Annotated in this window: 9 protein-coding genes and 1 pseudogene; 3 read left to right on the forward strand and 7 right to left on the reverse strand. The window is 71.6% G+C overall.

The genetic code is table 11. The features are described from left to right. Positions 1 to 67 precede the first annotated feature (67 nt). The 5 genes from ACWCPF_RS30440 to ACWCPF_RS30460 form a co-directional block, all read right to left on the reverse strand. Positions 68 to 1294: a branched-chain amino acid ABC transporter substrate-binding protein gene (locus ACWCPF_RS30440; protein WP_451048307.1), complete on the reverse strand. Its 1227-nt coding sequence runs from the start codon at positions 1292 to 1294 to the stop codon at positions 68 to 70. Between the two features lie 287 nt (positions 1295 to 1581). Next, positions 1582 to 2268, reverse strand: a complete 687-nt coding sequence (locus ACWCPF_RS30445) for a Tat pathway signal sequence domain protein (RefSeq protein WP_451048308.1) — start codon at positions 2266 to 2268, stop codon at positions 1582 to 1584. Continuing rightward, entirely contained in the window at positions 2265 to 2567 is a 303-nt protein-coding gene (locus ACWCPF_RS30450; RefSeq protein WP_451048309.1) for a hypothetical protein, read from the reverse strand. The genes ACWCPF_RS30445 and ACWCPF_RS30450 overlap by 4 nt, the downstream gene beginning before the upstream one ends. A gap of 121 nt (positions 2568 to 2688) precedes the next feature. Then, positions 2689 to 3177, reverse strand: a complete 489-nt coding sequence (locus tag ACWCPF_RS30455) for a PaaI family thioesterase (protein WP_451048310.1) — start codon at positions 3175 to 3177, stop codon at positions 2689 to 2691. 49 nt (positions 3178 to 3226) lie between these two features. Continuing rightward, on the reverse strand, positions 3227 to 5506 hold the full coding sequence (locus tag ACWCPF_RS30460) for an FdhF/YdeP family oxidoreductase (protein ID WP_451048311.1): 2280 nt from the start codon (positions 5504 to 5506) through the stop codon (positions 3227 to 3229). Positions 5507 to 5777: 271 nt separating this feature from the next. Here ACWCPF_RS30460 and polA point away from each other — a divergent pair, with 271 nt between their 5' ends. Together polA and ACWCPF_RS30470 are read left to right on the forward strand one after the other, a co-directional pair. Continuing rightward, entirely contained in the window at positions 5778 to 8504 is a 2727-nt protein-coding gene (gene polA / locus ACWCPF_RS30465) for a DNA polymerase I (protein ID WP_451048312.1), read from the forward strand. Positions 8505 to 8805: 301 nt separating this feature from the next. Beyond that, positions 8806 to 9204, forward strand: coding sequence for a hypothetical protein (locus tag ACWCPF_RS30470; RefSeq protein ID WP_451048313.1), 399 nt, complete (start codon positions 8806 to 8808; stop codon positions 9202 to 9204). Here ACWCPF_RS30470 and ACWCPF_RS30475 read toward each other — a convergent pair. Beyond that, on the reverse strand, positions 9170 to 10042 hold the full coding sequence (locus ACWCPF_RS30475; protein WP_451048314.1) for a DUF4184 family protein: 873 nt from the start codon (positions 10040 to 10042) through the stop codon (positions 9170 to 9172). The two genes, ACWCPF_RS30470 and ACWCPF_RS30475, sit on opposite strands and share 35 nt — an antisense overlap. Positions 10043 to 10394: 352 nt before the next feature. Here ACWCPF_RS30475 and ACWCPF_RS30480 point away from each other — a divergent pair, with 352 nt between their 5' ends. Next, positions 10395 to 12125 carry a lytic transglycosylase domain-containing protein gene (locus ACWCPF_RS30480; RefSeq protein ID WP_451048315.1) on the forward strand — a complete coding sequence of 577 codons (1731 nt, stop codon included), beginning with the start codon at positions 10395 to 10397 and terminating at the stop codon, positions 12123 to 12125. Here the strand turns inward: ACWCPF_RS30480 and ACWCPF_RS30485 are convergent. Then, positions 12087 to 12238 (reverse strand): annotated as a pseudogene (locus ACWCPF_RS30485) (GntR family transcriptional regulator); the annotation flags it as partial. The gene ACWCPF_RS30480 and the pseudogene ACWCPF_RS30485 sit on opposite strands and share 39 nt — an antisense overlap.

Consider the following 12238-nt stretch of genomic DNA (forward strand, 5'->3'; position numbering starts at 1 on the left):
GATGTGAGTCCGCGCGGGGCGCCATGGAACAGCGCCCCGCGCGGCTCAGCTGTGGTGCGGGTGTGGGTCAGCCGGTGTAGGTGCCGGACTTGACGGCCTTCCAGGCACCGTTCTCGACGGCGTAGACGGTGAGCTGCTTGTTGGTGGCGTCGCCGAACTCGTCGAAGGAGACCTTGCCGGTCACACCGTCGAAGGAGACGTTCTGGACGGCCGCGGTGACCTTGGCGCGGGCGTCGTCGGGCAGCTTGCCGCCGTTGTCGTCGACGACCTTCTTGACGGCCTCGATGATCGCCCAGGCGGAGTCGTAGGAGTAGCCGCCGTAGGCCTCGTAGGCCTCCTTGTAGCCCTCGGTCTTGTAGTTGGCCACGAACTCCTTGGCGGAGGCCAGTTCCTCGACCGGTGCGCCGACCGAGGTGGCCAGGTCGCCGGCGGCGGTGGCGCCGGCGAGCTTGATGAACTCGGCGCTGTAGATGCCGTCGCCGCCGACCACGGGGATCTTGGCGCCGGCGGCCTTGATCTGCTTGCTCAGCGGGCCGGCCTGCGGGTACTCGCCGCCGTAGTAGACGACGTCGGCGCCGGAGTTCTTGACCTGGGTGGCGACCGCGGAGAAGTCCTTGCTGTCCGGGTTGATGTGCTGGGTGCCGGCGACGGTGCCGCCGAGCTTCTTGAACTCCGCGGTGAAGGTGGCGGCGAGGCCGGCGCCGTAGGTCTTCTTGTCGTCGATGACGAAGACCTTCTTCTTCTTGGCGTCGTTGAAGACGTACTGCGCGGCGAACGGGCCCTGGATGGCGTCCGTGGTCGCGGTGCGGAAGTACGAGGAGTAGGTGCGCTTCTTGCTGGTGGCCCAGTCGGTGCCCTGCGTGAGCGCCGGGTTGGTGTTGGCCGGGGAGATCTCGACCAGCTTGGCGTCGTCGAAGACCTTCTGCATCGACTCGGCGACGGAGGAGTTCAGCGGGCCGACCACGCCGAGGACGCTCTTGTCGGCGACGAGGGCGGTGGCGTTCTGCTGGCCCGCGGAAGGCTGCGCCTGGTCGTCCTTGGCGACGACCTTGAAGGTGACGCCGTCGACGTACTTCTGCTTGTTGGCCGTCTTGGCGGCGAGGTCGACCGAGTTCTTGATGCCGAGGCCCAGCGCGGACAGGTCGCCGGTGAGCGGGGCGTCGACGCCGATGGTGACGGTGGTGCCGCCGCTGTCGGAGCCCTTGTCGTCACTGTCGCGCGAACCGCAGGCGGTCAGGGTGAGAGCTCCGGCGGACAGCGCGGCGGTGATGGCGATGAGCGAACGTTGACGCACGTTCCAGTCCTTTCCATGGGCGGCCCTCCCCCCTGGAAGAGGCCGAGTCGAGCGTCTGGCCGAAGGGGTATTCCAGCCGCGCGGTGACTGGGCGTGACTCTAAGCGGGTGGGGGTTACGGGGAGGAGGGTCTGACCGATGCTGTGACTCTCTTGTTATGACACGAGGTAATGCAGAGCGGTACGCGGTGGGTGGAACAGTTGAATTCAGGCCGATTCGCCCTGTCCGCATGGTGAGAAAGTGCAGGATGAACCCAGGGGCGTTCAGGCGTCTCAGGCATTTTGGTGATTACGTAGATTCGTTGCCGCAGGCGACCTGTAGGGCTTCGGAGAGGTCGTGCGCATAGCGTGGTCCCAGGATGAAGCTGTGATCCTGTATTGCGCGCGCATTACGTAGAGTTACGTCCAGGAAAGGGAGTCCGACGTTCCTCGGCACTTTTCCGCATTCCGACACATGCACAGTGACGACGATTTTGCGCGCGGCGCCCTTTTCGGTACGGAACGGCGCCGGCGGAGCCGAGGTCAGGGTGAGCCCGGCGTAAGGCTGGGTCAGCCGCGTCAGGGTGACCGGCGGGCCCGAGTCCACGGACAGCAGCACTTCGAAGGCGAAGGTGCGCGGACGGGTGCCGGGCGGGACGGCGATCTCGCCCAGGTAGCTGACGTCCACCGTCTGGGACGGGAACGGCGGTGCGGGGGCGGCCGGTTCGGTTTTTTGCGGCCGGGTCGCGTACAGATAGCCGCCGCCGGCGAGGAGCAGCACGGCGGCGAGGGCGGCGGACGCGGCCCGGCGGTGGGCGCGGTGGAAGCGGGCGAGGCGAGCGAGGGCGCCCCTGACGGGAGTTGGGGACTGCGCGTCGGGGGAGTCGGGGGAGTCGGGGGAGTCGAGGGAGTCGGGGGCGTGGTGTGAGCCGAGCGTCTGCGGGGTGTCCCACGCGCGTGTGCCCTCGCCGGGCTCCACGGGGCCGACGCCGCTCACTGCCAGGGGCCTTCGCCGGGGCCGCCGGAGCGGTACCCGTCGGTGCAGCCCACGCGGGTCTCGCGGTCGCTCAACTCGTCCGCGGCGTCGGCTCCTTGGGTCTTCTCGGCGGCCCGCGCCGCGTCCACGACGGTCCGCAGGATCTCGTACGAGGCGCTGGACGGCGAGGGCGTGCGGGTGGCCGTGCTGTCGCCGGGTGGGCCGCCGCAGCCGGTGGTGGTCGCCAACGCCCCCGCCGGCAGCGCCGGCCCGAGCAGTCGTGCCGTCGCTCCCGCCCTGGGGGCCCGTCCCGTGGTCATGCTTCAACGCTAAACGGGTCGGGCGAATTCGGCTGCGGTTCGGCAGCGTTCTGAAGGGGCGCGGGGAACTGGGCGACCGGCCACGACGGCGCCGCAGGGAAACGCTTGGGCCGCCGGGTCGTCAGCCGGCCGAAGGGATGTTCGCGCCGTCGCCGGCCCGTACGTCCCGCAGCAGACAGGTCAGCCGCGCGGTGCACACGCGTCGCCCCTGCTCGTCGCTGATGACGATCTCGTACGTGGCCGTGGAGCGCCCCTGGTGCACGGGGGTGGCCACGCCGGTGACGAGGCCGGAGCGGACCCCGCGGTGGTGGGTGCAGTTCAGGTCGACGCCGACGGCGATCTTGGTGCTGCCGCCGTGCAGCATGGCGCCGACGGAGCCGAGGGTCTCGGCGAGGACGGCGGAGGCGCCGCCGTGCAGCAGTCCGTAGGGCTGGGTGTTGCCCTCGACCGGCATATGGCCGACGACGCGGTCCGCGGCCGCCTCGACGATCTGCACGCCCATGCGGTTGCCGAGGTGTCCGGCGGAGAACAGGGCGAGGATGTCGACGCCGAGCGCGGCGTACTCGTCGATGACTTCCTGCGGGAACTTCACGTGCTGCTGCTCGCCCATGGGGCCCGGCTCCGTTCGTCGATCCAGTCCAGCGTCACTGAGCAAACGCTCAGTCGGTGGACGATTGTTCCAGACGGACCACGACGGACTTGCTGGCCGGCGTGTTGCTCGTGTCCGCGGTGGCGTCCAGCGGGACCAGCACGTTCGTCTCCGGGTAGTAGGCGGCCGCGCAGCCCCGGGTGGTCGGGTAGAGCACGACGCGGAAGCCGGGCGCCCGCCGCTCCACGCCGTCCTTCCACTCGCTGATCAGGTCCACGTAGGAGCCCTCCGCGAGCCCGAACGCGCGCGCGTCCTCGGCGTTGACCAGCACGACGCGGCGGCCGTTCTTGATGCCGCGGTAGCGGTCGTCGAGGCCGTAGATCGTGGTGTTGTACTGGTCGTGCGAGCGCAGCGTCTGCAGCAGCAGACGGCCCTCGGGCAGCTTCGGGTACTCGACCGGGGCGGCGGTGAAGTTGGCCTTGCCGGTGGCCGTGGGGAAGCGGCGCTCGTCGCGGGGGCCGTGCGGGAGGGTGAAGCCGCCCGGCTCGGCCACGCGCGCGTTGAAGTCCTCGAAGCCGGGGATCACCCGCGCTATGCGGTCCCGGATGGTCGCGTAGTCCTTCTCGAACTCCTCCCACGGCGTCCTGCTGTTCTCGCCGAGGACGCGCCGCGCGAGGCGGCAGACGATGGCCGGTTCGGACAGCAGGCGGGCGCTGGCGGGCGCGAGCCGGCCGCGGGAGGCGTGCACCATGCCCATGGAGTCCTCGACGGTCACGAACTGCTCGCCGCCGCCCTGGAGGTCGCGCTCGGTGCGTCCGAGGGTGGGCAGGATCAGCGCACGCGCGCCCGTGACGACGTGGCTGCGGTTGAGCTTCGTCGACACGTGGACCGTCAGCCGGGCGCGGCGCATGGCCGCTTCGGTGACGTCGGTGTCGGGGGAGGCGGCCACGAAGTTGCCGCCCATGGCGAAGAAGAGTTTCGCCTCGCCGTCGCGCAGTGCGCGGATGGCGCGCACGACGTCGAAGCCGTGCTCGCGCGGGGGCGCGAAGCCGAACTCCTTCTCCAGGGCGTCCAGGAAGGCCGGGGCGGGCCGTTCGAAGATGCCCATGGTGCGGTCGCCCTGCACGTTCGAGTGACCGCGCACCGGGCAGACGCCGGCGCCGGGGCGGCCGATGTTGCCGCGCAGGAGAAGGAAGTTGACGACCTCGCGGATGGTCGGCACGGAGTGCTTGTGCTGGGTGAGGCCCATGGCCCAGCACACGATGGTGCGCTCGGAGGCGAGCACCATGCGCAGGGTTTCCTCGATCTCCGCGCGCGTGAGGCCGGTCGCGGTGAGCGTCTCGTCCCAGTCGGCGGCACGGGCCGCCTCGGCGAACTCCTCGAAGCCGTGGGTGTGCTCGCCGATGAACGCCTCGTCGAGCGCGCCCTCGGTCTCCAGGACGAGCTTGTTGAGGAGGCGGAAGAGGGCCTGGTCGCCGCCGATGCGGATCTGCAGGAAGAGGTCGGTGAGGGAGGCGCCCTTGAACATGCCCTGCGGGGTCTGCGGGTTCTTGAACTTCTCCAGGCCGGCCTCGGGCAGCGGGTTGACGCTGATGATCTTCGCGCCGCCCGCCTTGGCCTTCTCCAGCGCGGAGAGCATGCGCGGGTGGTTGGTGCCCGGGTTCTGCCCGGCGACGATGATCAGGTCGGCCTTGTAGAGGTCCTCGAGCAGGACGCTGCCCTTGCCGATGCCGATGGTCTCCGACAGGGCCGAGCCGGAGGACTCGTGGCACATGTTGGAGCAGTCCGGCAGGTTGTTCGTGCCGAGCTCGCGCGCGAAGAGCTGGTAGAGGAACGCGGCCTCGTTGCTGGTGCGGCCCGAGGTGTAGAAGACGGCCTCGTCGGGGGAGGCGAGGGCGGCGGTCTCCTCGGCGATGATGTCGAAGGCGCGCTCCCAGGTGACCGGCTCGTAGCGCTCGCCGCCCTCGGGCAGGTACATGGGGTGGGTGAGCCGGCCCTGCTGGCCCAGCCAGTAGCCGCTGCGGCCGGCGAGGTCGGCGACGGGGTGCGCGGCGAAGAACTCGGGGGTGACCCGGCGCAGGGTCGCCTCCTCGGCGACCGCCTTCGCGCCGTTCTCGCAGAACTCGGCGGCGTGCCGGTGGTCGGGCTCGGGCCAGGCGCAGCCGGGGCAGTCGAAGCCGTTCTTCTGGTTGACGCGCAGCAGCGTCAGCGCGGTGCGCTTCACACCCATCTGCTGCTGGGCGATCCGCAGGGAGTGTCCGACGGCCGGCAGGCCGGCCGCCGCGTGCTGGGGCTCGGCGATCTGCGGCGCGTCCTGGACCGGATCGGCTTTGGGCGGCTTCGTAGCCATCGCACGCTCTCCTTCGACCTGCCGTGGGTGCCGTCCCGCGGTGAATGCGGTACCTGTCCGATCCTCGCACGTGGCAGCGACAACGATCTCCTGTGGGTTTGCTCACCTGTGTGCGCATTGCTTGCGCGGGGCGGCCCGGCGCGTGCGGGCGGGGCCGTGTGGTCCGCGGGCGCGGGTCGGGGTGCGGCCCGCGGTGCGGGTCGGGGTGCGATGGGGTGCGGGTCGCGGTGGCCGGGGCCGAGTGTCAGTGGGGCGTGGCAGGATCGGGGGCGTGGCAGAGACAGCAACGAAGAAGACCGACACCCCCTCCGGCGCAAGCCGCCCGCGCCTGATGCTCATGGACGGGCACTCGCTGGCGTACCGCGCGTTCTTCGCGCTGCCCGCGGAGAACTTCACCACCGCGACGGGCCAGCCGACGAACGCGATCTACGGCTTCGCGTCGATGCTGGCCAACACATTGCGCGACGAGTCGCCCACGCATTTCGCGGTCGCCTTCGACGTCTCCCGCAAGACCTGGCGCTCCGAGGAGTTCACCGAGTACAAGGCGAACCGCTCCAAGACGCCGGACGAGTTCAAGGGGCAGGTCGAGCTGATCGGCGAGCTGCTCGACGCGATGCACGTCTCGCGGTTCGCGGTGGACGGCTTCGAGGCCGACGACGTCATCGCCACGCTCGCCACCCAGGCCGAGGCCGAGGGCTTCGAGGTGCTGATCGTCACGGGCGACCGGGATTCCTTCCAGCTGGTGTCGGAGCACACCACGGTGCTGTATCCGACGAAGGGCGTCTCCGAGCTGACCCGGTTCACCCCGGAGAAGGTCGTCGAGAAGTACGGGTTGACGCCCGCCCAGTACCCCGACTTCGCGGCGCTGCGCGGCGACCCGTCCGACAACCTCCCGGGCATCCCCGGCGTCGGCGAGAAGACGGCCGCCAAGTGGATCAACCAGTTCGGTTCGTTCGCGGAGCTGGTCGAGCGCGTGGAGGAGGTCAAGGGCAAGGCCGGGCAGAACCTGCGCGACCACCTGGAGGCCGTCAAGCTCAACCGCCGGCTCACCGAGATGGTCAAGGACGTCGAGCTGCCCCAGGCCGTCACCGACCTGGAGCGCGCCGCCTACGACCGCACGGCCGTCGCGATGGTCCTGGACACCCTGGAGATCAGGAACCCCTCGCTGCGCGAGCGGCTGCTGGCCGTCGACCCGGGCGGCGAGGAGGCCGAGGCGACTCCGGTGGCCACCGGCGGGGTGGAGCTGGACGGCACCGTGCTGGGCACGGGCGAGCTGGCCGGCTGGCTCGCGGAGCACGGCGCCGAGACCCTCGGCGTCGCCACCGTCGACACCTGGGCGCTGGGCGCCGGGTCGGTCACCGAGGTCGCGCTCGCCGCGGCCCAGGGAGCGGCGGCCTGGTTCGACCCGACCGAGCTGGACGAGTCCGACGAGACCGCGTGGGCGGCCTGGCTCGCCGCGCCGGACCGCCCCAAGGTCCTGCACAACGTCAAGGGCGCGATGCGCGTCTTCGCCGAGCACGGCTGGTCCGTCGCCGGCGTCTTCATGGACACCGCGCTCGCGGCCTACCTGGTCAAGCCCGGCCGCCGCTCCTTCGATCTGGACGCGTTGTCCCTGGAGTACCTGGGCCGCGAGCTGGCGCCCGCCGCCCAGGCCGACGGCCAGCTCGCCTTCGGCGCGGACGACGGCGCCGAGGCCGAGGCCCTGATGGTGCAGGCCCGCACGATCGTCGACCTCGGCGAGGCGTTCCGCGGGCGTCTGGAGGAGGTCGGCGCGACCGACCTGCTGCGCGACATGGAGCTGCCCACCTCCGCCCTTCTGGCCCGTCTGGAGCGGCACGGCATCGCGGCCGACCGCGCCCATCTGGAGGCCATGGAGCAGATGTTCGCGGGCGCCGTCCAGCAGGCCGTGAAGGAGGCGCACGCGGCGGCCGGGCACGAGTTCAACCTGGGCTCGCCCAAGCAGCTCCAGGAGGTCCTCTTCGGCGAACTGGGCCTGCCCAGGACGAAGAAGACCAAGACCGGCTACACCACCGACGCCGACGCGTTGGCCTGGCTCGCGGGGCAGACGGACAACGAGCTGCCGGTGATCATGCTGCGCCACCGGGAGCAGGCGAAGCTGCGCGTCACCGTCGAGGGCCTGATCAAGACGATCGCCTCCGACGGTCGTATCCACACCACGTTCAACCAGACGGTCGCCGCGACCGGCCGGCTGTCGTCGACGGACCCGAACCTGCAGAACATCCCGGTCCGCACGGACGAGGGCCGGGCCATCCGCCGCGGCTTCGTCGTCGGCGAGGGCTTCGAGTCGCTGATGACGGCCGACTACAGCCAGATCGAACTGCGCGTGATGGCCCACCTGTCGGAGGACGAGGGCCTCATCGAGGCGTTCACCTCCGGCGAGGACCTGCACACCACGGCCGCCTCCCAGGTGTTCGGCGTCGAGCCCGCGGCGGTGGACGCGGAGATGCGCCGCAAGATCAAGGCGATGTCCTACGGTCTGGCCTACGGCCTGTCCGCGTTCGGCTTGTCCCAGCAGCTCAACATCGACGCGGGCGAGGCCCGCGCGCTGATGGACGCCTATTTCGAACGCTTCGGCGGCGTACGCGACTACCTGCGCCGGGCGGTCGACGAGGCACGCGCGACGGGCTACACGGCGACGCTGTTCGGCCGCCGCCGCTATCTGCCCGACCTCAACAGCGACAACCGTCAGCGTCGCGAGGCGGCCGAGCGGATGGCCCTGAACGCGCCGATCCAGGGCACGGCGGCGGACATCGTCAAGATCGCCATGCTCAAGGTCGACGCGGCCCTGCGCGAGGCGGACCTCAAGTCCCGCATGCTTCTCCAGGTCCATGACGAAGTCGTCCTGGAGATCGCCCCCGGCGAGCGCGCGGCGACCGAGGAACTGCTGCGTCGCGAGATGCCCGCGGCCGTCCACCTCAAGGCCCCGCTGGACGTGTCGGTCGGCGCGGGGCCGGACTGGGAGTCGGCGGCGCACTAGGCGCTCCGCTGGGGTGCGGCGAGGTGCCGTCGTTCAGCTGCGGCGCCGTCGTGGCTGGTCGCTCCCCCACTCTCGGCTGCGCTCGAGCGGGGGGACCCCCATCGCGGCGGAGCCGCAGATGTCAGCGCCCCGCGCCCCTTCGGGGCGCTGTCGGCGGTGACAGGGCCCCCTTCGCGTCCCGTGGCAACGAGTCGGCGCTCCGTGAGGCGTGTCGTCACCGCCGGTCATCCCCCGAAGGGCCCTCACTCGCGTGGCCCCCGAGAACAGGCCTCCGCGCACCCCGGGCCGCCAGGATGCGGCCATGGGTATACGCATGCTTCACCGCCGGAAGGCCCACGCACGCGTGCACGCCGCGGCCACCGCGGACACACAGGTCGTCCCCGGCGCGGTGCGCCGGCGGCGACCACGCCCCGCGCTCGCGCCCGGCGCCGCCACGCCCCGTCTCCCCAGGAGCCCCGTCACCGTCCTGCGCGCGGTGGCCGCGCGGCTGCGCTGTCCGGCCGCCCTCACCCGGCTGCTGCCCCGGGGCGACGGCCGGCGCCGGTGGGCGGAGGCGGCGCGCGGCTTCCTGACGCTCGCCGTCGGCGTCCTGGGCCGGCTCCCCAGACCCCGTACGACCCGCACGGTCCGCCGCATCCCGGTCTTCGTCGCGACCGTGACGCCCCTCACCGAACGCCCGGACGGCTCCGCTCCCCGCTGACCCGCTCCGGCTGCGGCAGCCCCGCCGAGCCGCCCCGGGCGGCCGGTCGCCACAGCCGCACGCCGACGGCGTACAGCAGCACCCCCACCACCAGCCCGGCGCCCGCCCCGAAGCACAGCGTCGGGACGAACTCCCACGGCTTCGCCCCGCGCGAGCCCCAGTAGTCCCACCACACCGTCGCCCGCCGCACCGCCGCGACCAGCGCGCAGCCGCCGATCAGGGCGCCGGCCCACCAGCGGTCCCGCACCGACAGCAGCGGGACGCCCATCGGCTCGGCGGCGGGCGTCCGGCGCAGCGCGTACGTCACGAACACGGCGATGACGACGGCGGCCACGGCCGAACCTCCGTACTGCAGGTACCAGTACAGCGGTGAGCCGGCGATCTGCTCGCCGAGGACCGGGAAGAGCCGCATGCCCCAGCGGTCGAGGTGCGTGAAGGCGTCCCACACCACGTGGGTCAGGGCGCCGAGGGCCGCCGAGACGTACCACCACAGGACGGTGGACGGCCGTACACGCGCGCGTGGCGTTCCGCAGCGGGTGAGGGCCGCCGTTCGGCCCTGCCGGGCGCGTGGCAGCAGGGCGGTCAGCGGTTCGCGCACCAGCAGCCAGAGGCCCACCAGCGCCCAGGCGAGCAGCACGTCGACCGTGAACACACCGGGGAAGGAGTGCGTGACGTCGCCGAACTCCATGGCCCCGGACAGGAAGCTCGCCGCGTAGTAGGTCAGGTCGGGGGCGAAGGAGCCCGCCAGGAGCGCGGCCGGCACCAGCGGTCCGCGGCCGGAGCCGTCGACGCGGACGGCGGGAAGCACGGCCACGGCGTGACTCAGGGTGAACGGCAACAGGGCTCCCGGAGGCGGACGTCGGCGGACGGGCCGGGTGGCCCGGTGATCGAAGACGTCCAGGACGCGGGCGTCGGTTCCCGGCCAACAACGCGTGACCAGCCGGTGAAAACGACGCTCGAACGGGTGCCGGTGCAAAAGAAGTTGTCGTAGGGTCGCCTGGGTCGCCGTGTCTGCGCGGCACGTCGGACAACACAACAGAACAGTGCAAACCGCCCGCGGGTGCAACCTCCGGGGTGGGTTGATCGTCACAAGAGCAGCAAGCGCACCAGCGTGGCAACGGCACGACAACGGCAACAACAGGGTGCAGACGTAGACGGGCGTTCGGCGTCCCACGGGAGGGGTTCACTTCATGTCGGCGCATTTCGGCACCAGATTGCGCAAAGGGGCGGTCAACACGACCGTGGCCGCACTGGTGGTCGCGGCTCTGGCCGCGTCCCAGGCACCGGACGTCACGGCCGACAGCCAGGGCAGGCGGACGTCCGCCGATGTCCCGTCCGCGGACTCCGCGGACGTCGGCACGAGCGGCAGCGCCACCGGCAACTCGCCGTACTACACGGACCTGCCGCCGCTGACCACCCCCGCCCCGGCGCCGAGCGCGAGCTCCGCCACCACCACCCCGACCACCACCACGGGCAGCAGCGAGGCGGGCATCCCCGCCACCGTCCTGGACGCCTACAAGAAGGCCGAGGCGGCGCTCGCGCAGTCCAAGGCGGGCTGCAACCTGCCCTGGCAACTCCTCGCCGCCATCGGCAAGGTCGAGTCGGGCCAGGCGGCCGGCGGCAACGTGACCGCCGACGGCACCACGATCACGCCGATCCTCGGCCCGGTCCTCAACGGCAACGGCTTCGCCAACATCAGCGACACCGACAACGGCGCGTACGACGGCGACAGCACCTACGACCGCGCCGTGGGCCCCATGCAGTTCATCCCCTCCACCTGGGCGTGGGCGGGCCGTGACGGCAACGGCGACGGCCTGAAGAACCCCAACAACATCTACGACGCCGCGCTCGCCGCCGGCCACTACCTGTGCCGCTACGACTGGGACATGGCCACCACGTCCGGCATGCGCAGCGCGATCCTGAGCTACAACAACTCGACGGACTACCTCAACACCGTCCTGTCGTGGCTGGAGTTCTACCGCAAGGGCACGCACGCGATCCCCGACGGCACCGGCACCGTGCCGAGCGACCGCAGCGACGACGACACCGGTACCACGCCGACCTCGCCGTCCACCCCGACGACGCCGAGCGCCCCGACCACGCCGTCGACTCCGATCGTGCCGAGCAAGCCCAACACGCCCAACACCCCGATCCCGACGCCCACTCCGAGCGACACGGTCGACCACCTGGAGGTCGCGGGCGCGGCGAGCCTCAGCGCCATGGCGGGCGACACGTTCGCCGAGCAGATCGCCGCCCGCGCGGAGACGGCGGCCGGCAAGACCGTCGGCAAGGTCAGGATCCGCTTCACCATCGTCGGCGACACGGACGCCGTCTTCGCCGGCGGCGAGAGCGTCGCCACGATCGCCACCGACAGCAAGGGCGTCGCCCAGGCGCCCGCGCTCAAGGCGGGCGAGAACACCGGTGACTTCGTCGTCCGCGCCACGGTCGTCGGCCGCACGCTTCCCGCCGTCGACCACACGGCCACGGTCACCGCCCGTGCCGCCGACGCCCTCGTGGCCACCGGCAGCACCGCGCTGACCAGCACCGCCGGCGGCGAGTTCGCCGACCAGGTCGGGGTGAAGGCCACGTACCGGGGCGCCGCCGCGGGCAAGGTCGCGGCCACCGCCACCGTGCTCAACTCGGGCGCGGGCGGCAGCGGCCCCTACTTCAAGGACGCCGCCGGCAACGCCGTGCGCACGCTGGACCTGCGGACGGACGCAGCCGGCCTGCTGCAGCTGCCCAAGCTGTACGCGGACGACACCGCCGGCACGTACGTGCTGCGCATCACCACCACCGGCGGAGCGACGCTTACGGTCGAACTGACCGTCACGGCCGCGCCGACCTCCACACCGAGCGATCCGCCCACCTCCACACCGAGCGAAACGCCCTCCGAGTCGGCGTCGGCGACTCCCTCTTCGTAACCGCTCCCGCACCACCACGACGGAATGGGCGGCGACCGCCTGGCGGACCGTGCCGCGCGAGACGCCGTACCGGGCCGCGAGGTCGGTCTCGGCGGGCAGCAGCGCGCCCACGG

This window comes from Streptomyces sp. NPDC001858, assembly GCF_053594615.1.

What these genes read in the sequence shown, in the direction of transcription:
- ACWCPF_RS30480 (WP_451048315.1), top strand. Translation starts at nt 10,395, where the DNA reads ATGTCGGCGCATTTCGGCACCAGATTGCGCAAAGGGGCGGTCAACACG.
- ACWCPF_RS30455 (WP_451048310.1), bottom strand. Translation starts at nt 3,177, where the DNA reads ATGGGCGAGCAGCAGCACGTGAAGTTCCCGCAGGAAGTCATCGACGAG.
- ACWCPF_RS30470 (WP_451048313.1), top strand. Translation starts at nt 8,806, where the DNA reads ATGGGTATACGCATGCTTCACCGCCGGAAGGCCCACGCACGCGTGCAC.
- ACWCPF_RS30460 (WP_451048311.1), bottom strand. Translation starts at nt 5,506, where the DNA reads ATGGCTACGAAGCCGCCCAAAGCCGATCCGGTCCAGGACGCGCCGCAG.
- ACWCPF_RS30450 (WP_451048309.1), bottom strand. Translation starts at nt 2,567, where the DNA reads ATGACCACGGGACGGGCCCCCAGGGCGGGAGCGACGGCACGACTGCTC.